The sequence below is a fragment of the Mesorhizobium sp. M0058 genome (assembly GCF_040323095.1).
Lineage (GTDB): Bacteria > Pseudomonadota > Alphaproteobacteria > Rhizobiales > Rhizobiaceae > Mesorhizobium.
Window position 1 is genome coordinate 201,770 of record NZ_JAMYUQ010000012.1, and the last position, 19,495, is coordinate 221,264.

At 62.9% G+C, this 19,495-nt stretch carries 17 protein-coding genes; 10 read left to right on the forward strand and 7 right to left on the reverse strand.

The window, feature by feature from the left end; translation table 11 throughout:
* Positions 1-78 precede the first annotated feature (78 nt).
* Positions 79-948 (forward strand): helix-turn-helix domain-containing protein, encoded by an 870-nt coding sequence (locus tag NKJ75_RS22030; protein ID WP_352500195.1) that lies wholly within the window; start codon positions 79-81, stop codon positions 946-948.
* A gap of 192 nt (positions 949-1,140) precedes the next feature.
* On the opposite strand, the gene NKJ75_RS22035 is transcribed toward NKJ75_RS22030, so the two are convergent.
* A complete protein-coding gene (locus tag NKJ75_RS22035) occupies positions 1,141-2,529 on the reverse strand; it encodes a HAMP domain-containing sensor histidine kinase (RefSeq protein ID WP_023816117.1) in 1,389 nt (462 codons plus the stop codon).
* A 56-nt stretch (positions 2,530-2,585) separates the two neighbouring features.
* Complete coding sequence (locus NKJ75_RS22040) at positions 2,586-3,257, reverse strand: winged helix-turn-helix domain-containing protein (RefSeq protein ID WP_023742038.1); 672 nt, start codon at positions 3,255-3,257, stop codon at positions 2,586-2,588.
* 224 nt (positions 3,258-3,481) lie between these two features.
* On the opposite strand from NKJ75_RS22040, the gene NKJ75_RS22045 reads away from it, so the two are divergent.
* Positions 3,482-4,483, forward strand: a complete 1,002-nt coding sequence (locus NKJ75_RS22045; protein WP_023692902.1) for a LacI family DNA-binding transcriptional regulator — start codon at positions 3,482-3,484, stop codon at positions 4,481-4,483.
* Between the two features lie 6 nt (positions 4,484-4,489).
* On the opposite strand, the gene ocd is transcribed toward NKJ75_RS22045, so the two are convergent.
* Together ocd and rocF are read right to left on the reverse strand one after the other, a co-directional pair.
* Positions 4,490-5,551, reverse strand: a complete 1,062-nt coding sequence (gene ocd / locus NKJ75_RS22050; protein ID WP_023692901.1) for an ornithine cyclodeaminase — start codon at positions 5,549-5,551, stop codon at positions 4,490-4,492.
* Entirely contained in the window at positions 5,548-6,483 is a 936-nt protein-coding gene (rocF, locus tag NKJ75_RS22055) for an arginase (protein WP_352500196.1), read from the reverse strand. Before rocF ends, ocd begins: the two co-directional genes overlap by 4 nt.
* Positions 6,484-6,629: 146 nt before the next feature.
* On the opposite strand from rocF, the gene NKJ75_RS22060 reads away from it, so the two are divergent.
* The 4 genes from NKJ75_RS22060 to NKJ75_RS22075 all read left to right on the forward strand — a co-directional run bounded on the left by NKJ75_RS22060 (position 6,630) and on the right by NKJ75_RS22075 (position 11,266).
* A complete protein-coding gene (locus NKJ75_RS22060; RefSeq protein WP_023685065.1) occupies positions 6,630-7,070 on the forward strand; it encodes an Lrp/AsnC family transcriptional regulator in 441 nt (146 codons plus the stop codon).
* A 590-nt stretch (positions 7,071-7,660) separates the two neighbouring features.
* The gene (locus tag NKJ75_RS22065) at positions 7,661-8,875 is read left to right on the forward strand and encodes a glycosyltransferase family protein (protein WP_023672150.1); all 1,215 of its coding nucleotides are present in this window, start codon (positions 7,661-7,663) and stop codon (positions 8,873-8,875) included.
* A 1-nt stretch (position 8,876) separates the two neighbouring features.
* Positions 8,877-10,121, forward strand: a complete 1,245-nt coding sequence (locus tag NKJ75_RS22070) for a glycosyltransferase (RefSeq protein ID WP_023692899.1) — start codon at positions 8,877-8,879, stop codon at positions 10,119-10,121.
* The gene (locus NKJ75_RS22075; RefSeq protein WP_352500197.1) at positions 10,118-11,266 is read left to right on the forward strand and encodes a glycosyltransferase family protein; all 1,149 of its coding nucleotides are present in this window, start codon (positions 10,118-10,120) and stop codon (positions 11,264-11,266) included. The genes NKJ75_RS22070 and NKJ75_RS22075 overlap by 4 nt, the downstream gene beginning before the upstream one ends.
* Here NKJ75_RS22075 and NKJ75_RS22080 read toward each other — a convergent pair.
* A complete protein-coding gene (locus tag NKJ75_RS22080; protein ID WP_081725482.1) occupies positions 11,244-11,915 on the reverse strand; it encodes a class I SAM-dependent methyltransferase in 672 nt (223 codons plus the stop codon). The genes NKJ75_RS22075 and NKJ75_RS22080 overlap by 23 nt on opposite strands.
* A gap of 262 nt (positions 11,916-12,177) precedes the next feature.
* Here NKJ75_RS22080 and NKJ75_RS22085 point away from each other — a divergent pair, with 262 nt between their 5' ends.
* The 3 genes from NKJ75_RS22085 to NKJ75_RS22095 all read left to right on the forward strand — a co-directional run bounded on the left by NKJ75_RS22085 (position 12,178) and on the right by NKJ75_RS22095 (position 16,357).
* Positions 12,178-14,892, forward strand: a complete 2,715-nt coding sequence (locus NKJ75_RS22085) for an ABC transporter transmembrane domain-containing protein (protein ID WP_023706793.1) — start codon at positions 12,178-12,180, stop codon at positions 14,890-14,892.
* Positions 14,893-14,926: 34 nt separating this feature from the next.
* Entirely contained in the window at positions 14,927-15,394 is a 468-nt protein-coding gene (locus tag NKJ75_RS22090; protein WP_023672144.1) for a cyclic nucleotide-binding domain-containing protein, read from the forward strand.
* Positions 15,395-15,505: 111 nt separating this feature from the next.
* Complete coding sequence (locus NKJ75_RS22095; RefSeq protein ID WP_352500198.1) at positions 15,506-16,357, forward strand: MBL fold metallo-hydrolase; 852 nt, start codon at positions 15,506-15,508, stop codon at positions 16,355-16,357.
* 1 nt (position 16,358) lies between these two features.
* On the opposite strand, the gene NKJ75_RS22100 is transcribed toward NKJ75_RS22095, so the two are convergent.
* Together NKJ75_RS22100 and NKJ75_RS22105 are read right to left on the reverse strand one after the other, a co-directional pair.
* Positions 16,359-17,117, reverse strand: a complete 759-nt coding sequence (locus tag NKJ75_RS22100; RefSeq protein ID WP_023816113.1) for a polysaccharide deacetylase family protein — start codon at positions 17,115-17,117, stop codon at positions 16,359-16,361.
* On the reverse strand, positions 17,114-18,202 hold the full coding sequence (locus NKJ75_RS22105) for a glycosyltransferase family 4 protein (protein ID WP_352500199.1): 1,089 nt from the start codon (positions 18,200-18,202) through the stop codon (positions 17,114-17,116). Before NKJ75_RS22105 ends, NKJ75_RS22100 begins: the two co-directional genes overlap by 4 nt.
* Positions 18,203-18,276: 74 nt before the next feature.
* On the opposite strand from NKJ75_RS22105, the gene NKJ75_RS22110 reads away from it, so the two are divergent.
* Positions 18,277-19,455 (forward strand): DUF3095 domain-containing protein, encoded by a 1,179-nt coding sequence (locus NKJ75_RS22110; protein ID WP_502903908.1) that lies wholly within the window; start codon positions 18,277-18,279, stop codon positions 19,453-19,455.
* Positions 19,456-19,495: the final 40 nt, after the last annotated feature.

Sequence of the window (19,495 nt, forward strand, 5' to 3'; positions counted from 1 at the left end):
CTTCGCGAGCATGGCTAGACTAGGCGGCGCGGAAGGCTTGTCCCTGACAACGGGAATAAAAGATGGGCGGAAAGTAAGATGCCGGAACGGCCGTTTTACCAGCCTGGCGCCAGCAGCGTCGAAGGCCTGCCGATGGCTTTGCAGATGTTTCACAACCATCCGCTGGTGATGCTGAAGCCGCATTGGCATGCCCAGGTCGAGGTCAATTTCATCGTCCGCGGCAGCGTGCACTACCGCATGAACGAGCACGAGATCGCGCTCACGGCGGGCGACATGTGCCTGTTCTGGGGCGGGCTGCCGCACCAGATGGACGATCTCTCCGACGACGCCATCTATGCCGGCGCGCATCTGCCGCTGGTGCATTTCTTCCGCCTGCACCTGCCGACGGATGTCCGCCACCGGCTGATGACCGGCGCCACGCTGGTGACATCGGCGACCGACCAGGCCGACCATCACAATTTCGAACGCTGGAACCGCTATTTCCGCTCGGGCGATCCGGCGATAACCGAGCACGCCGTGAACGAGCTGCTGCTGCGGTTGGAGCGGGTGCGCTTCGAGCCCTACCGGCTGGTGCCGGAAACCGCCATCGGCCAGGAACCCGGCGGCCCGTTCGACCAGCAATCGCTGCGCAATGTCGGGCGCATGTGCGACTTCATCGCCGGGAATTTCCTCTACGACATAGACTGCGTCGACATTGCCGCTGCCGCCGACATCCACCCCAAATACGCCATGAGCATTTTCAAGAAATCGACAGGCATGACGCTCAACGAATATATGAATCTGCTGCGGCTGAGCTACGCGCAGGCGCTGCTGATGCATGAAGACGCCAATGTGCTGCGCGTCGCCATGGATTCAGGCTTCGGCTCGCTCAGCGCCTTCAACAAATCCTTCCGCAAGCTGGCAGGGATGTCGCCCTCGGATTTTCGCCGGGGTGCGGTGGGCCGATAGGTTCGACGGTCATCTTGATCAACCCGCAGCCGTTCCGGGTGGAAACATGTGCAAGGCTAATCGCGACCGCCTTTGTCGGATGCGATCATCAACTTGGAGAAAGTTGTCAGCGACTTCGCGTTTGATGAGCGCCTTCCCCCACTCCGTCGCTGCTTCGCTCGACGGAGTGGGGTCGACCTGGCTCTGGCGTTGTCATTTCAAGCCGGGACCGGTGCCCTCCGCCCGAGGAAACCCGACAATTACCGCCAGCCCAGGCCGGCGATCCTCCAGCGCAATCGTTGCACCATGCAGGTCGGCGATGGCCCGCACCAGGCTGAGGCCCAGGCCGCTGCCGGGCGTGGTGCGGCTGGAGTCCAGCCGGTAGAGCCGCTGGAACACTTTTTCGCGCTCCTGCGCCGGGATGCCGGGGCCATTGTCGGCGACCTCAGCCAGAATGCGGTCGCCTTGCCGCCGCACCGATAGAAGGATTGCCGTGCCATCGGGGCAATGCCGCAGCGCGTTCTCAACCAGATTGGCAAACAATTGCGTCAGCAGGTCGCGGTCGCCGTGGACCAGGCATGGCGTGCCGTGGACGATCGTGGCCGACAGCGACTTGCCGTCATCCTCGGCGACACCGGCGTAGATTTCGGCAATGGCATCGATGACGCCGGTGAGGTCGAGATCGACAAAGCGCGCCTTGCGGGCGCCGGCCTCGATCTGGGCAATACGCAACAGCGCATCGAAAGTATCGTTGATCTGCAGGCTTTCCCCACGTGCCTCCGCCAGCTCATCGGCAACGGCCTCACCCCGCGCGGTCCTGTCGGCCGCAGCTTCCAAAATCATCTGCAGCCGGTTGAGCGGCGTCTTCAGATCATGCGCGATGTCGGCGCTGACCTGGCGCATGCCGTCCACCAGCGCCGCCAGCCGCTCCAGCGCGGCGTTGACCTGGCGCGAGACGCCGTCAATGTCGTCGCCATTGCCGAGCAGTGGAATGCGGGCGTCGAGCCGGCCGTTGGAGACATCGTCCATGGTGGTGGCAATGCCGTCGAGGCGACGCTGCACACGCGACGCCAGCAAGGCGCCGCCAGCCACCGCCAGCCCTGAAATGATCAGGGTGGCCCAGCCGAAGTTCATCAAAACGATGCGTTCCAGCTCCTCGGTTTCGGAAAGCGAAAAGGCAATTGTCAGGCTGTTGGGCCCGACCGAACCGGTCCAGGCGCGGTACATAGTGTCCGGCGCAACGCCTGGCAGGGAAGCGGCAAAATCGGAAAAGCCATCCGGAAGGTCGGCGGCGGTGAAATTCCCGGCCAGGCGATTGCCGGCGGGATCGGTGAGCGAGAACAGCTGTTCCTTGCTCGGGCTGAGCGCGGCGTGGCTGTCGACTGCCGAAACCAGATCCTCCCGGTCGTTTCCGGCATAGGTCACCGCCACGACCGAATAGGTCTCCTTGACCGACTGGTCGAGCTGCTCGGCAAGATCCGCGCTCATCAGCTGGTAGACGATGGCGCCTGACAGGATGAAGGCGAGCACGAACAGCAAGGCGAAGGTCAGGGCCAGCCGAAACGGCGTGCTGCGCAGCAGGCGAGAGCCTGTCTCAGTCATAGTGCGTTTCAGTCATTGCAAGCTTCAGTCATGGCAAGTTTCTGTCATGCCGCGCCTCAGTCGTGAACACTGTAGCCAGTGCTGCGCACGGTGTGGATCAACGCGGTTTCGAACGGCCTGTCGATCTTGGCGCGCAGCCGGCTGATATGGGTTTCGACGACGCTGGTCTTGGGGTCGAAGTGAAAATCCCAGACCCGTTCCAGAAGCATGGTGCGGGTGATGACGCGGCCCTCGCCGCGCATCAGCACTTCGAGCAGGCTGAATTCGCGCGGCTGCAGGTCGATCGCCTGGCCCTGCCTGGTGACGCGGCGCTGGATCAGGTCCATTTCGAGGTCGGCGATGCGCAGCGTCGTCTTCAGCTCCTGCACCGCAGGGCGACGGCCGAGCGCGTTGATGCGGGCGAGCAGTTCGGAAAAGGCGAATGGCTTGACGAGATAGTCGTCGCCGCCGGCCTCGAGCCCTTCAACCCTGTCGTCGACGCCGCCGACCGAGGTCAGAAAGATCGCCGGCGTACGCACGCCCGCTGCCCGCACCGCCTTGATCATCGACAGGCCGTCGAGGCCGGGCAGCATGCGGTCGACGACGATCACGTCATAGGCGTCGCGTGTCGCGGCAAACAGCGCGTCGCGGCCATCGCGCCTGAGGTCGCAGATATGGCCTGCCTCGCCAAGGCCCTTGACGACATAGTCGGCGGTGCGTGGGTCGTCCTCGACAAGGAGAAGTCGCATCGTTGTTCCGATCGTTGGCGATTGAGCAGTTCCCGGCTCTCGAACCTTATCCGGTTGCGACAACAGGTCGACCACCAAGCACCCAGCCTTGCGGCTTTTTCTTGGCGGCAGATCGCTCCGCTCAGCAGGTTGCTCAAAGGGACATTGACACTCGAAAGCTGCGCTCTAGCGTGCGACACATCCGGTTACGCAATCATTAGGCTAATCGAGTCAGGGGACAAGAAATGACGACGATTGCCGATGTCGCGCGCCATGCCGGAGTGTCGGTCGCAACCGTCTCGCATGTGATGAACCGCACGCGCCATGTCGAGCCTGAGACGGCCGAGCGCGTGCATTCGGCCATCGCCGCCTTGCGCTACAGTCCGAACACGCTGGCGCGCAGCCTGAGGCGCGGCGAGACCAAGACCATCGGCCTGCTGCTGCCGGACAATTCCAATCCGTTCTTCGCCGGCGTGGCACGCCAGATCGAGGATGCCGGCTTCCTTGCCGGCTATACGGTGATCCTGTGCAACTCCGACGGCAGCGCCGAGAAGGAGGAGCGCTACCTCCAGGTGCTGATGGCCAAGCAGATCGACGGGCTGATCTTTGCCGGCTCGTCCGATCATGCGCGGGTGTTCTCCAGCCTTCTGCCCGGCGTCCCGGCGGTGCTGATCGACCGCGAGATCCATTCGGTCAATGTCGATTCCGTGCTGGTCGATCACGATTATGGCGGCTATCTCGCCGGCCGCTATCTGGCCGGGCTCGGTCACGAGAAGATCGGCGTCATCGGCGGCCCGCGCGATTCCAGCTCCAGCCCCGCCCGCCTGCGCGGCTTCGCCAGGGCGCTGCAGGAAGCCGGCCTCGACCTGCCGCCGGCCTCGGTGGTGGATTCCGACTACCACTTCGCCGGCGGCCGCATGGCGATGGAGCGGCTGATGGCGCAGGCGCCGGGGATCACGGCGCTGTTTGCCTGTAACGATCTGATGGCCATGGGCGCGCTGACAGTGCTGCGCGGGCGCGGATTGCGGGTCCCCGGCGACATGTCGATGATCGGCTTCGACGACATACCCTATGCCGTCACCACCTGGCCGCCACTGACGACGATCGCACAGCCGGTCGAGAAGATCGGCACGCGGGCGGTCAGCCTGCTGCTCGAGCGGGTTGCCGAGCCGGCGGCGCATTCGCGCCGCGAAGTGCTCACCCCGGTGCTCGTCGAACGGGAGAGCTGCGCGCCGTTGCGCGGCTGAAGCCCCTCAGGCGGCTGCCGGCTGCAGCGCTGCCCTGAGCAGCATGCCGAAGAGGTCGCGCGGCTCGTCGGGATCGGCGAGCAGGTCGAGCTCCTCGTAGAGGCCGGTGGCCTGAAGCTGGTCTCTGATATAGCGCAGTGCGGAAAAATCCTCGGTGGCGAAGCCGACGGAATCGAACAAGGTGATCTGTTCCGCCGTCTTGCGGCCTTCCGCCTTGCCGGTCATCACCTGCCACAACTCGGTCACCGGATGGTCGGCGTGGAGCTGCTGGATTTCGCCCTCGATGCGCGTCTGCGGCGAGAACTCGACGAAGATGTCGGAGCGCAAAAGGATGTCGCGGTGCAGTTCCGTCTTGCCGGGGCAGTCGCCGCCGACCGCGTTGATGTGCACGCCGGAACCGACCATGTTGTCGGTCAGAATGGTGGCGGACAGCTTGTCGGCGGTCACCGTGGTGATGATGTCGACTCCTTCCACAGCATCCTGGCCGGTGGCGCAGATGGTGATGTCAAAGCCTTTGCCGGCGAGGTTGCGGGCGCATTTTTCCGAAGCCGAGCGGTCGATGTCGTAGAGCCGCAGCCGGTCGATGCCGAGCAGCGCTTTGAAGGCGACAGCCTGGAATTCGGACTGGGCGCCATTGCCGATGATGGCCATCGAGCGCGCGCCTTTCGGCGCCAGATATTTGGCCGCGACAGCGGAGGTCGCCGCGGTGCGCAGCGCCGTCAGGATCGTCATTTCGGTGAGCAGCATCGGATAGCCGGAGCCGACATCGGCGAGCACGCCGAAGGCGGTGACGGTCTGGCGCCCCTCGCGCATGTTCTTGGGATGGCCGTTGACATATTTGAAGCCGTATAGCCGGCCGTCGCTGGTCGGCATCAGTTCGATGACGCCGTCATGGCTGTGCGAGGCGATGCGCGGCGTCTTGTCGAACAGCTCCCAGCGGCGAAAATCCTCCTCGATATAGGCGGCGAGTTCGGTGAGGAACCGCTCGACGCCGATGGTCAGCACCAGCTTCATCATGCGGTCGACGCTGACGAAGGGGACGATGGCAAGGCGGGAAGGCTGGGTCATGCAATGCTTCCGGAATGGCTGCGGGTCGGGCGGTCCATGATCCGGCGGCCCATCAGGCTGGCGGCGAGGTCGACCATCAGCGTGGCGGTGCGGCCGCGCTCGTCGAGGAACGGGTTGAGCTCGACCAGATCGAGGCTGGAGACCAGACCGCTGTCGGACAGCATCTCCATCACCAGATGCGCCTCGCGGAAGGTGGCGCCGCCGGGCACGGTGGTGCCGACGGCCGGCGCGATGGAGGGGTCGAGGAAGTCGACGTCGAGGCTGACATGCAGCAGGCCGTTTTCCTTTTCGACGATGGCCAGGAAGGCGCGCAGCAAAGGTGCAACGCCGTGCTCGTCAATGGTGCGCATGTCGTGCACGGTAACCCCCGCTTCGCTCAGCGCCCGGCGCTCCGCCGGATCGACGCTGCGCAGGCCCATGACGCAGATGTGGGCAGGGTCGACGGCGACAGGCAGGTCCGGGAAATAATCGTTGAAGCCCGGCCGGCCGCTGGCATAGGCGAGCGGCACGCCGTGCAGATTGCCGCTGACGGTGGTATCGAGCGTGTGGAAATCGGGATGTGCGTCGAGCCACAGCACGAAGAGCGGCCGGCCGCGTTCGGCGGCGCGGCGGGCTATGCCCGACACCGTGCCGGCCGATATCGCGTGGTCGCCGCCAAGGAAGATCGGCATGGCGTCTCGCGAAGCCGCATAGGCGGTCTCGGCAATTGCCGCCGTCCAGGCGGAAATCTCCGGCAGGGCCTTCAGCGCGAGATTGCCGTGGACGATTGCGCGCACGGCGGCCGGTTGCACCGCGCCCCAGTCCTCGACCTCGTGGCCGAGTTCCGACAGCACCGAGACAAGCCCGGCCGTGCGCAGCGCGCTCGGCCCCATCTCGCATCCCATCCTGCCGGCGCCGTCCTGCACCGGCGCGCCAACGATCCTGCAGCGCATGGTTTTTGGTGTCCTTGCAAATTGATTGGGCAATTGATGCGTGGAATGAACCATCCTGGACCGGCAGTTTGAACAGGCGAAATTGGCATTTCGAGAAGAATGATTTATCAATTCGATAAGTCAGTTTGGTCAAAGTGGATAGAATCATGGACTTGCTCGACGAAAGGCTGGTCACGCTGCTCAGGCATGATGCCCGGCGCAGCATCTCCGATCTCGCGGTCGATCTCGGGGTGTCGCGCGCCACGGTCAGGGCGCGCATGGAGCGGCTGGAAAAAACGGGCGAGATCATCGGCTACACGGTGGTGCTGCGCGCCGACGCGGTCGACCAGCGGATACGCGGCGTGATGATGATCGAGATCGAGGGCCACGCCGCCGACCGCGTGGTCCGGGCGCTCGGCGGCCTCGCCGAGGTTTCGACCATTCACACCACCAATGGCCGCTGGGACCTGGTGGTCGAACTCGGAACGGCGTCGCTCACCGATTTCGACGCGGTGCTTAGGCGGATACGGCTCATCCCGGGGATAACCGGCAGCGAGACAAGTCTGCTGCTGGCAACGCCGAGGACGACAAGGGCAAGGTTGGCGTAGCCGTCCTTCCGGCCGGCGTGTTCACGCAAAGCTTTGTGACGGATCTGGCGAATGGGTCGCCTGGCTGACGAATCTCATTGGGGCCGCAGCTATCCTCCACATGACGGAGGAAGCCGGCATGACGCGAGATTGCACCAGCTTCAACGGTGCAAGGACCGGACGCTTGCCACAGGCCAAGGCTGATGGCAGGATAAAAGGCCGCAACGTGCGGCCTCTGGCGGCCGTTGTGTTTCGATGGATTATGAAGCATTTTCCCAAGGTGCGGGTTCTCCTCACAATGTGCGGCAGCCTCGTTTCGCCTTGGTCGCCCTTGATTTTTCGCAATGTGCGCTTTGCCTGCCTCAGGCCGCAGGGCATTTAATTCCACGGGGTCAAGCCTCATGACAGAGATTTGTGCTCGGGCCGTCTATCGTCGGCGAAGACAAGGCATGGCGCCACAATCAGCGCCCCTGGCATTCGTGACCTGGTGAAGAATGCCGTTGCGTACCTCTCGCCCCCATGTTTCAAAACAGGTCGATAGACCCGCGAGAATGGTTTCGAAGCCTGCGGGGTTGCCCACGGTCCGGCGAGAATTCTAAAAGACGTTCACAATGACACAGCACGCAAAAGACGCACGAATTCTCATGTACAGCCACGACACGTTCGGGCTCGGCCATTTGCAGCGTTGCCGAACGATCGCGCATTCGCTGGTCGGGGATTTCCGCGGACTTCAGGTGCTAATCATTTCGGGCGCCACCATCGCCGGCGCCTTCGACTACCGCGCCCGCGTCGACTTCGTGAAGATCCCCAGCGTCATCAAGCTGCGAAACGGCGAATACACCTCGCTGGAAAAGGACATCGATCTGCACGAGACGCTAAGGATGCGGCAGTCGATTATCCGCCACACGGCCGAGAGCTTCCGGCCGGATATCTTCATCGTCGACAAGGAACCGCTGGGGCTGCGCGGAGAGATTGAGGATACGCTGTCCTACCTCAAGACGCGGGGCACCACGCTCGTGCTTGGCCTGCGCGAGGTGATGGACGCGCCGCATTTGCTCGAAGCGGAGTGGGCACGCAGGGATGTGATGCGCAAGATCGGCCTGTTCTACGACAAGGTCTGGGTCTATGGCCCGCCGGATTTCTACGATCCGCTGACCGGCCTGGAGGTGCCGCCGGCGGTCAGGGCAAAGATGAAGTTCGTCGGTTTCCTGCAACGGAGCCTGCAGCAGAACCAGTTGCCCGGCCACCGGCCCGAGGGCGACTATATCCTGGTTACCACCGGTGGCGGCGGTGACGGCGCCGACCTGATCCACAACGTCATCGAGGCCTATCAGCAGGATCCGCGATTGCAGCACCGGGCGCTGATCGTGCTTGGGCCCTACATGCCGGCGCGCAAGCGCAACAAGCTGGTCCGGAAGGGGGCCAAGATCCCCTATGTCAAGATCATCGAATTCGACAACCGGATGGAAGAGCTGATTGCCGGCGCCAAGGCGGTGGTGGCGATGGGCGGTTACAACACCTATTGCGAGATACTGTCTTTCGACAAGCCGGCGCTGATCGTGCCGCGCGTCACGCCGCGCGAGGAACAGCTGATCCGGGCACGGCGCGCAGCCGAACTCGGCCTCATCGAGATGCTTTTGCCCGAGGAGGCTGAGGATGCCCAGCGGTTTGCCGATGCGCTGCAGGTTTTGCCGGGCCGGCCGCGCCCATCGCAGAGCAATGCGCATCTGACGCTGGAAGGGCTGCCTCATATTTCCGAAATCGTCGCGGAACTGCTCGACCGGCGGGCCGGCCATCACCTTTCGGTCATTGAAGGCATGAACTGAGTTGCAACACCGCAAGATCGTCGTGGTTCTGAAGGGCTACCCGCGGCTGTCGGAAACCTTCATCGCGCAGGAGCTGCTCGGTCTGGAGCGTGCGGGGTTCGACCTGATACTTTTCGCGCTCAGGCGGCCGACCGACGCAAAACGTCATCCCGTGCATGACGAGATCAAGGCCCCCGTCCATTATCTGCCGGAATATCTGCACAGAGAGCCGCTGCGCGTGGTTCGATCGCTGTTTGCCTGTCTGCCGCGGCCTGGCTTCTGGCGCGCGCTCAGATCGCTCGCTGCCGATATCCGCCGCGACTTTACCCGCAATCGCGCGCGGCGCTTCGGGCAAGCGCTGGTGCTGGCGGCCGAATGGCCGCAAGATGCCGGATGGCTGCATGCCCATTTCGCGCACACGCCGGCATCGGTGACGCGCTATGCCAGCCAGCTTCGTGGCTTGCCCTGGAGCTGCTCAGCCCATGCCAAGGACATCTGGACGTCGGCGGACTGGGATCTGGCCGGCAAGCTTTCCTCGGCGCGCTGGACGGTCACGTGCACGAAAACCGGCTTCGACCATCTGAAAAAACTCGCCAACGGCAGTTCGTCCGTGCATCTGAGCTACCATGGGCTCGACCTTGACCGCTTCGGCAGTTTCGGCGAGGCGCGAAAACAGCGTGACGGCTCGGCGCCGGCCGAACCGGTCATGATCTTGAGTGTCGGACGCGCCGTTGAAAAGAAGGGCTATGATACGTTGCTGGAGGCTCTTGCCCTCTTGCCTGGCGATCTGGCGTGGTGTTTCGAGCATATCGGTGGCGGCGAGGAACTGAAACGGCTGAAGGCGCTGGCGCAAAGGCTCGGACTGGAGGGGCGCGTCTCCTGGAAAGGCGCGCTGGCGCAGGAGGAGGTGCTTGAGCACTACCGCAGCGCCGACATCTTCGCTTTGGCCTGCAGGATCACCGCGGATGGCGACCGGGACGGCCTGCCGAATGTTCTGGTGGAGGCGGCCAGCCAGCGGCTTGCCTGCGTGTCGACCGATATTTCCGGCGTGCCGGAGCTTTTATCGTCGGATGAAACCGGGCTGCTGATTCCCTCGGAAAACCCGACTGCCCTGGCACAGGCGCTGGAGCGCCTGATCCGCGATCCCGTCCTGCGCGTCCGCCTCGGCGACGCCGCGGAGCGGCGCGTGCGAAGCAATTTCGATCATGTGGCAGGCATTGGACAGCTCAAGGAACTGTTCGAGCGGGAGTGGCGGGCCGCCGAATGAAGCGGCTGCGCGCTTTCTTCTATGTTCAGCACCTGCTCGGCATCGGCCATCTCGCGCGCGCCAGCCGCATTGCGGCGGCTCTGGTCGATGACGGGTTCGACGTCACCGTCGTGACCGGCGGAGCGCCGATCGCGGGATTTCCGGGATCGGGTGTAAAATCCGTGACCCTGCCGCCTGTCACCTCCGGTGACGAAGGATTTTCCGGACTTGTGGACCTGCAGGGCAAAGCCATCGACGATGATTTCAAGAGGCGGCGCTCAGAGATGCTGCTGCAGGCTTTCCGGGATTACAGGCCCGACATCGTCATTATCGAGGCGTTTCCCTTTGGACGCCGGCAGATGCGTTTCGAACTCTTGCCACTGATCGAGGCCATCGAAGCGACATCGCCCAGACCGCTGCTGGCGGCGTCCGTCCGCGACATCCTTCAGGAGCGCGTGAAGCCGAGCCGAAACGAAGAAACGGTCGATCTCGTCAACAGGTATTTCGATCTTGTCATGGTCCATGGCGATCCGGCTTTCGCAACCATCGACAAGACATTTCCGCTGGCTGGGGCGATCAGGGCCGAGGTCGCCTACACCGGGCTCGTTGCTGCGCCGCCGGCGCAAGCGGCCTCAGAGCGCTTCGACGTTCTGGTGTCGGTTGGCGGCGGGGCGGCCGGAAAGAGCCTTGTCAGATCCACCGTCGCGGCGGCGCGAAATGCCGACAACGCCTGGACATGGTGTTTGATCACCGGCCCAAACCTGCCGAAGGACGAGTTTGACGCGATTTCACGCGATGCCTCCCCACGCCTGTCCATCTTCCGGTTCCGCGAGGATTTCGCCAGCCTGCTGACCGGCGCCCGCCTGTCGGTCTCGCAGGCGGGTTACAACACGGTCTGCGATGTCATGCGCGCGGGGTGTCGCTCGCTGCTCGTTCCATTTGCAGCCGGCGGGGAAACCGAGCAGACGCGTCGCGCTCTGATGCTCGAAGAGCTCGGTCTTGCAACGGTGCTGACGGAACAGGACCTGACGCCTGAAGGTCTGGCGCATGCGATCGAGCAGGCGCTTGCCGGACCGCCGCCAGCCTCGCATCGTCTCGATCTGGAAGGGGCGCGGCGCTCGGCGCAAATCCTGCGCGAGCGCTTCAAACAGTTCCAATCAGCATGAAGCGTGTATAATTTTTTGTCGGCAATTCGCCGGAGAACCTGATCTGCCGCAGCGCCGCCATTGCTTCGAAGGCTGCAAGTGACGCCACGCAGTTGATGTGCGTCGGCTCGCTGAAATAGTCGTTCGACTGCAGCAGCACGTTCGTACCCCGCGGAAGCAGGGCAAGCCAGGCGCTGAGATCGGCTATGTGTTCGCAGCTCGTATTGACCACCAGGTCGGGTCGGCCGGCGCCATAGTCGAGTGCGTACATATCTGCCGTCAGTGCTTGAAACCGCTCGCCGGCTTGCCGGTTGAGTGTCCGGGCGACCGCGCCGACTTCGGGATCGATGTCGATGCTGTCGATCGCCCCGATGTCGAAGCGGGCGTCGTTGAAAAGCATCGCCGGCAATACGCCGTACCATCCACCCAGAACCCATATGCGTTCGAACCGGCCGCCGTCGCTTTCGAACAGCCTGTCGAGCGCCCACATCTTGCAGGCGACCTGCTTGTGGTTGAAGGCATTGGCGATATCGGCCTGCGGATGCTTGGCGATGACGCGCGCCAGCCCGGCCACGAGAGGGTGGTCGACGTAGGCGGCAATTCCCCGCGTGAGGTCCAGGGCTTGCTCATGCCCACCCATGCCGGCATTGCGTGGTTGCGTGACATCCATCATATTCGTCTTCTATGTTGGGATTTCGGGCGACACAACGCAATCTTGCCTCTTGCCTGTTCGACTTGCGGACGCGACTGTGCCGCAAGCCGTTTCGCCATTGCCCGGAGGAGGCCGATTGAATTTGTCCGGACCATCGGCGCCCATCCGCTTGGCGCGCAGCTGCCGCTTTGAGCTCGTCGTTGGCGGCGAAGACATGGCCGATACACCATTTGCCAGCAGGTGCCTTTACATTCCGCATCCTTCAAACTGACAATCGCATATGGAAACCAGCCTAGCCCGCTATATCTGGACGCACACCAGGAAGCAGCAGCTCTGGATATTGATGATCGTCGTGCTTTCGATGGTCCCGTATTTCATGTCGTTCGACCTGCCGAAGCTGATCGTCAACGGCCCGATCCAGGGCAAGGGGTTCGAGCAACCGGGCGCGACCCTGCCATTCATGCGGTTGCACTATAACCTGCCGTTCATCGGCGAGGTCCAGTTCTTCTCCGGTTTTCAACTGGACCGCACCTCGACCCTGCTTGCGCTCAGCCTTGTGTTCCTCTTGCTGGTCGTCATCAACGGCTTGTTCAAGCTCTACATCAACACTTACAAGGGCCGGCTCGGCGAACGCATGCTGCGGCGTATTCGTTTCGATCTGGTCGATCGTGTGCTGCGGTTTCCGCCGGTTTACTTCAAGCGGGTGAAATCCGCCGAAGTGGCGACCATGGTGAAGGACGAGGTGGAGCCGCTGGGCGGCTTCATTGGCGATGCCTTCCTGCAGCCGGTGCTGCTCGGCGGCCAGGCGCTGACGGCCATGCTGTTCATCATGGTCCAGAACGTCTGGCTCGGAATGATAGCGGTCGTGATCGTGGCGATCCAGATCGTGCTTATCCCGCGAATGCGGCGGCGGCTGCTCGTGCTCGGGCGCCAGCGGCAGTTGACGGCGCGCGCGCTTTCAGGCCGGGTTGGCGAAATCGTCGACGGCATCGGCGCGGTTCACGTCCACGATACGTCGAACTACGAGCGCGCCGACATAGCAGCCCGGCTCGGGCTCATCTTCAAAATCCGCTTCGATCTTTACCAATGGAAATTCATGGTAAAGTTCCTCAACAATTTTCTCGCGCAGCTCACGCCCTTTCTGTTTTACATGATCGGTGGCTATCTGGTCATCCAGGGGAGGTTGGATGTCGGCCAGCTCGTGGCCGTGATCGGCGCTTACAAGGACTTGCCCGGACCGATGAAGGAACTGATCGACTGGGATCAGGACCGGCAGGATGTCCAGGTCAAATATCAGCAGGTCGTCGAACAGTTCACCGTCGAGAATATCATCGCGCCGGAAATCGGAGCACTGACGGTCGACGATCCCGATCCGATGACCAAGCCGCTGTCGGCGGTCAGCCTGTCGATAGCAGACGATGGCGGCGCAATGCTCCTCAATCGCATCTCGCTCGAGGTCAAGCCGGGTGAGACGGTGGCTCTGGTCAGCACCGCAACAGGGGGAGCGGAGGCGCTTGCGGAAGCCTTTGCGCGGCTGACCTGGCCGGACAGCGGAAGGATCGTTTCGGGCTCCGATGACTTGCTTGATCTCCCCGAAGCCGTGACCGGCCGGCGCATGTCCTACGCTTCGTCGGATGTTTTCCTGTTCCAGGCAAGCCTGCGCGACAATTTGCTCTACGGGTTGAAGCATGCGCCGCTGACATCGGTGACATATGACGGCGCAGCGGCGGACCAGCACCGTTGGAATATCGACGAGGCGCGCCGGTCGGGCAATCCGGATCTCGATATCCGCAGCGACTGGATCAACTATGCCTCCGCCGGCGCCACCGGCCCGCACGACCTCTTCGAAGCCGTGCGCCGGGTGCTCGACGCGGTTCTTCTGTCGCGCGACATTCTGGATCTTGGCTTGCGCTCTTCGGCCGACCTCAAGCGCCACACGAAGCTTGCCGAGCGGATCGTCGAATTGCGTGCGGCGCTGCGAACCCGGTTGGAGGAAGAAGGCCTGAGCGCGCTGGTGGTTCCTTTTGAACCGGGCGCCTACAACAAGGAAGCGACGATCGGCCAGAACCTGCTCTTCGGCGCCGCGGCCGGCCCCGAACTGGCTCACAAGGCACTGGCGTCCAATCCCTATTTTGCTTCCGTGCTGAAGCAAGCCGGCCTCGACCGCACGCTCTACGAAATGGGCATGGAGATCGCCGAACAGGCGATCGAGCTGTTTGCCGACCTGCCGCCCGAACACCAGTTCTTCCAGCAGCTCGCCTTCATGAGCGCCGAGGAGATACCCGCCTACGAAACCTTGCTGCAACGGCTCAAGAATCGCCCCTACGATGCGGTTTCGGAGAACGACCGCGCCATGATGGTCACCTTAAGCTTTGCCTATATCGAGCCCCGGCATCGCTTCGGCCTGTTGACCGACGAGCTGATGAGCAAGATCATCGCTGCACGCAACCAGTTCTATGAAAACCTGCCGGCCGAGCTGGAGAAAGCTGTCGAACGGTTTGACCCTGCCAAATACATCGCCGCGGCCACCGTCATGGACAACGTCCTGTTCGGGCGTGTCGGCAACAACCATCCCGACGCGCCGGACCGCATTCGCTCCATCGTCTATGATATTCTTGACGAACTGGGGCTTTATGCCGAGCTTCTGGATGTCGGCCTGGACTTCAACGTCGGCGCCGCCGGCAGGCGGCTGACCGGCGGACAGCGACAGAAGCTCGATGTTGCCCGCGCCTTGCTCAAGCGTCCCGATTTCCTCATTCTCAATCGGCCGCTGTCGGCGCTCGACCAGCGCGTGCAGGACAAGGTGTTGCGGAATGTGCTCGACGAAGCCAGACGCGACGGCCATTCGCCGGCAATTGTGTGGGTGGTGACGAATCCGGCAATGGCGGCGATGTTCGATCGGGTTGTGGTCTTTGACTCAGGCCAATTGGTGGAAGACGGAACACACGAGACACTCTTGGCGGGAAACGGTATCTTCAAGGAACTTGTGTCATAGTCTGGCAAACGCGAATTCAGGAAGGTTTGCGACAATGCTGCTCAAGGATGAAGTTGGAATGCTGCAACGCGTTCCCTTGTTCTCTGGCATCGAGCCGACAAAGCTCAAGCTGCTCGCGTTCACGTCCGATCGCGTGAACTACAGTGCCGGCCAGATTCTTTTCCGGCAGGGCGACGAGGCAGACGCCGCCTATGTCATCCTTTCGGGCAGCGCGGATATTCTGGTCGATTCCGACAATGGGCCGATCAAAGTTGCCGAATTGCTGCCAAATTCGATCGTTGGCGAGATTGCCATATTGTGCAACAGCTCCCGTACTGCCACCGTCAAAGCGGCAAGTGAGCTGGAGGCCTTGAGAATCCGCAAGGACCATTTCCTGAGGCTTATGAAGGAGTTTCCCGAAATGACCATCGAGATATTGCGGGTTCTTGCCGATCGGCTAAGCAGTACGACCGCGGACCTGATCGACGCACGAACGGCCGAGAGCGATTCACAGTTGCACTGAAACGGCGAGCCGCTCTGTTTCTTTGTTTTGATGCAGTTTCCGGAACCGTGTCACACCTTTCCTGGAACGACTCTGGCAGCAGTTGGGTGGCTACGATGGGCGAAAGGGTGCATGGACGACGATTTCTTCCTTGTCAGGTTTTGGGGCGTGCGCGGCAGCATTGCGGTGTCGGGGCCAGAATTTGCTCGCTATGGCGGCAACACGATCTGCATCGAGATGCAATGCGGCAAGCATACGCTTCTGTTCGACGCGGGCTCCGGCTTGCGGCCTGCCGGCAGGACGCTTCGGGCGGCGGGCGTCACCGATTTCGACCTGTTTTTCACCCATTGCCACTACGACCACGTCATCGGGCTGCCGGCTTTCAAGCCTATTTATGAACGAGGCATCAAAGTTACGCTTTGGTCCGGGCATCTGGCTGGACGCATGACGACGCGGCAGATGGTCGATGAATTCATTCGGCCGCCATGGTTTCCGGTGACACTCGGTGTCTGCAAGGCGAGCCTCGACTGCCGCGATTTCGCATCCGGAGACGTGCTTCGGCCGCGCGAAGGAGTTGTTGTGCGGACCGGTAGTCTTACCCATCCGGGCGGCTGCATCGGCTACCGGGTCGAATGGGGGGGCCGCGTCGTGGCGGTCATCACAGACACCGAGCACGAGCCGGGCAAACTCGATCCGGCGGTGCTCGGCCTGATCAGAGATGCCGACCTCGTCATTTACGATTGCACCTACACCGAGGAGGAAATGGAGCGCTACCGCGGCAACGGGCACTCGACATGGCAACAGGGCGTCAAGCTCTGCGAGGCGGCCGGCGCGCGCGGGCTTGCGCTGTTTCACCACGATCCGGCACGCACCGACGATGAGCTGGACGAGATGGAGAAACTGGCCAAAGACAGATTTGCCGGCGCTTTTGCGGCGCGGGATGGCCAGACGCTCACATTTCCAGTCTTGCACAAAAAGCGCTGAGCTATTTTCCGGCGCTGCGTTCTGTCAGTGTGCTGATCGGAAGCCATGCGCAGCCTTCTGCCCGCGCGGTGATCGTGAACAGCCGTTCGAGGAAAAGCCAGGCCGATTCATCATGGACGAGATGGTGGGTGAGCAGGCCGACCGGTTCGCCGCCGCCGAATGCACGCTGCAATTGCGCGACGATGGCCTGAACCAACAGACCATGATCGCGGCAGCCGCGCGTGCCATGCCAATCCATGATGTCGACATTGCTGTTGATGACCGCCAGGGAAGCCGGCCTTGGCGGCCCGAACACCGACAATGCCGCAAATCCTATCGATCGGAGGTCGGGTACCAGGCCGGCGTCGATCCGGTTCCAGGGCGGCACCAGCATCGGAACCGCACGTGCGCCGTGCAGGCCGCTTACACGCGACAGCCCGCCGGCCAGCTCATCCAGCACCACCTCGCGTGGCCGATGCGCGCCAAGCTCCTGCTTTTTTTGACCCTCGGGCGCATGATTTCGGTGCGCCCAGCCATGAATGGCGACCGTGGCATGCGGCGCCGCGTCAAGCCGGAGGACAAGCGTCCCGTCGGTCCGGGCCGGAATGACGGCCAGAGTGACCGGCACCGCGAAGTCACCGGTGAGGTCGAGCAACCGATCGAGCGCCGGCGTCGGATCCACGGCGTCATCGTCGCGCAGCCAGAACTCTGCCTTGCGGCCCGCCCGTTGCCGGTGCGCCAGCTCGTCCACCAGGGGCTGCCAAGTCGGGTCGGATGTCATGACAACGGGATCATCTTGAGAAGTTCCGCCAGACGGGCCTTTGCAGCACCGAGAGAGCGTTCTTCGAGAACGAAACGTCTGGCCTCTGCAGCCATGATGGTTCTTTCATCATTGTTGGCCAGAAGCCTTGCAATTGCGGAAGCGAACGCCGCCACATCGCCTGGCGGGGTGAGAAGCCCGGTCTGGCCATGCCGCACGACCTCCGGCACGCCGGCAATGTCCTGAGCCACCACCGGAAGGCCGGCGGCCTGTGCTTCAAGATAGGCAATGCCATAGGCCTCGCCGTAACCCGGCCAGACGTAGATTCCCCCGCTATAGAGGACAGCCGGCACGGCGACCGGCTCAATCGCGCCAAGCCATTCGATACGGTCGGCGGGCAAGCCGGCGAATTGCGCCTTTACCTCGTCACGGGCAGGTCCGTCCCCGACGACCGATAGCGTCCAGGGGAGATGGCCGATCAAACCGAGCGCCTGCGCCAGCATGCGATAGCTCAAGACCTTGTCGCCCGGGCGCATCATGGCGACGGTCACGAGGCGCGTGGGATAATCCAGTAGCGGCATTTCGTGGAATGCCGATGTGTCGATGAAGGGTGAAAGCATACCGAGAGCGGCGTGGGGAACAGCATCCGCCAGCCCCTGGCGATCCCTTTGCGTGAAGCAGATGTTCAGCGCCGCCTGTTCGATGGCTCGCGCCACCAATGCCTGGCTATCGGCCCACGAACCGGCGTTGCGCCGTTCGGAATAGGAGGCTTCAGCCGTCACATAGGGGACGGCAAAGGCCAACGCCAGCTCGGGCCCGATCAGGTCGGGCGCCTTGTAGTAGGGATGATAGGAGAACCAGAGATCGGGCTTGCCGTCACGGTCCCAAAGCCTTGTCAGTCGCGCGGCTTCGTCCCGGGCCTCGATCATGAGCGCATCGAAACTTTTCGGTTCCGGCTGGCGTAGATAGAAGCGCAACTCCGATGCCAGTTCGACGCTATGCCCGCCATGCCGCAGCGCCTGGACCAGCATCCGTGCCATCTGGCGGTCGCCGGAGACAACGGGATGATTGGGCGACTTCAGCGGGGCGTAGAAGGCAATTCGCATCGCGCGATCCTATCATCGCAAAGCCTGCCCAAGTCAATTTCGAGGCATGATCGACTTCACCTTCAAGCGCTGGAATGTGCTATCTGATGCTTATGGAAACAGCTGTCGCGTCCGACCCGTTCGTCGCTTCTTTGCCGGTCTTCGCAAAGTTCGAAAGCGTTGCCGATATCGACAACTATCGGCCTCTCCCCGATGGCTGGGCGCTGGCCACCGCCGACATCGTCGGCTCGACCAAGGCGATCGAGGCCGGGCGCTACAAAACCGTCAATATGGCCGGCGCCAGCGTCATTTCGGCGCTTCTCAACGCGCTGGGCCGGCAAGATCTTCCCTTCGTCTTCGGCGGCGACGGCGCGCTCGTGGCGTTTCCCGGCTCGGCGCTGGAGATCGCCCGTATCGCGCTGGCTTCTGTCCAGAGATGGGTGGCGGACGAACTGGACCTGACCTTGCGTGCCGCAATCGTGCCGATAAAGGACATAAGAGCGCAAGGCCTCGACGTTCGCGTGGCGAGGTTCCAGGCCTCCGAAGCAGCCTTCTATGCCATGTTCGCCGGCGGCGGCGGCAGTTGGGCGGAAGCCGAAATGAAAGCCGGGCGCTACCGCGTCGACCCCGCCCCGGCCGGCGCGCGGCCGGATCTGACCGGCCTCTCCTGCCGCTGGAACCCGATCGAAGCCCGGCATGGCGAAATTGTCTCGATCATAGCCGTGCCCGGGGCATCGCGCGACTTGCGTGGTTTCCAGTTTCTGGCTTCCGACATCATCGCCCTTGCCGGCAGGCAGGAGCGCGATGGCCACCCGGTGCCGGTGGACGGTCCGGCCTATAGTCTCTTGCCCGCCGGTCTCGATGTCGAGGCACGGGCCACGGCGCCGCCGGGGCGGCGGTGGCTGGCCAAGCTGTGGGTGATCTTCCTGATGACGCTTACGGCCGTCACCGACAAATTGGGCTGGACGATCGGCGGTTTCGACCCGAAGGTCTACAAACGCGAGGTGGCCAGCAATTCGGATTTCCGCAAGTTCGACGACGGCTTGAAGATGACCATCGACGTCGACGCGGATGTGTTGCAGCGGATCGAGAACCGGCTGAAACAAGCGGAAGAGGCCGGCATCTGCAACTATGGCCTGCACCGCCAGAAGTCGGCCTTGATGACATGCCTCGTCATCTCGCCGCTGCAGCGCGATCATGTTCACTTCATCGATGGCGCCGCCGGCGGCTATGCAATGGCTGCCGCAAGCCTGAAGGCGAAGGCGCCGGTCTGATGACGGCTTGGGGAATCGATTTTCCGCAATGCGCCGCGGC

Excerpts from the sequence above, each read along its gene's own strand:
- NKJ75_RS22045 (WP_023692902.1), top strand. The coding sequence starts at position 3,482 with ATGACGACGATTGCCGATGTCGCGCGCCATGCCGGAGTGTCGGTCGCA.
- NKJ75_RS22080 (WP_081725482.1), bottom strand. The coding sequence starts at position 11,915 with ATGGATGTCACGCAACCACGCAATGCCGGCATGGGTGGGCATGAGCAA.
- NKJ75_RS22100 (WP_023816113.1), bottom strand. The coding sequence starts at position 17,117 with ATGACATCCGACCCGACTTGGCAGCCCCTGGTGGACGAGCTGGCGCAC.
- NKJ75_RS22040 (WP_023742038.1), bottom strand. The coding sequence starts at position 3,257 with ATGCGACTTCTCCTTGTCGAGGACGACCCACGCACCGCCGACTATGTC.
- NKJ75_RS22095 (WP_352500198.1), top strand. The coding sequence starts at position 15,506 with ATGGACGACGATTTCTTCCTTGTCAGGTTTTGGGGCGTGCGCGGCAGC.
- NKJ75_RS22090 (WP_023672144.1), top strand. The coding sequence starts at position 14,927 with ATGCTGCTCAAGGATGAAGTTGGAATGCTGCAACGCGTTCCCTTGTTC.
- NKJ75_RS22060 (WP_023685065.1), top strand. The coding sequence starts at position 6,630 with ATGGACTTGCTCGACGAAAGGCTGGTCACGCTGCTCAGGCATGATGCC.
- ocd (WP_023692901.1), bottom strand. The coding sequence starts at position 5,551 with ATGACCCAGCCTTCCCGCCTTGCCATCGTCCCCTTCGTCAGCGTCGAC.
- NKJ75_RS22075 (WP_352500197.1), top strand. The coding sequence starts at position 10,118 with ATGAAGCGGCTGCGCGCTTTCTTCTATGTTCAGCACCTGCTCGGCATC.
- NKJ75_RS22085 (WP_023706793.1), top strand. The coding sequence starts at position 12,178 with ATGGAAACCAGCCTAGCCCGCTATATCTGGACGCACACCAGGAAGCAG.
- NKJ75_RS22065 (WP_023672150.1), top strand. The coding sequence starts at position 7,661 with ATGACACAGCACGCAAAAGACGCACGAATTCTCATGTACAGCCACGAC.
- rocF (WP_352500196.1), bottom strand. The coding sequence starts at position 6,483 with ATGCGCTGCAGGATCGTTGGCGCGCCGGTGCAGGACGGCGCCGGCAGG.
- NKJ75_RS22105 (WP_352500199.1), bottom strand. The coding sequence starts at position 18,202 with ATGCGAATTGCCTTCTACGCCCCGCTGAAGTCGCCCAATCATCCCGTT.
- NKJ75_RS22030 (WP_352500195.1), top strand. The coding sequence starts at position 79 with ATGCCGGAACGGCCGTTTTACCAGCCTGGCGCCAGCAGCGTCGAAGGC.
- NKJ75_RS22110 (WP_502903908.1), top strand. The coding sequence starts at position 18,277 with ATGTGCTATCTGATGCTTATGGAAACAGCTGTCGCGTCCGACCCGTTC.
- NKJ75_RS22035 (WP_023816117.1), bottom strand. The coding sequence starts at position 2,529 with ATGACTGAGACAGGCTCTCGCCTGCTGCGCAGCACGCCGTTTCGGCTG.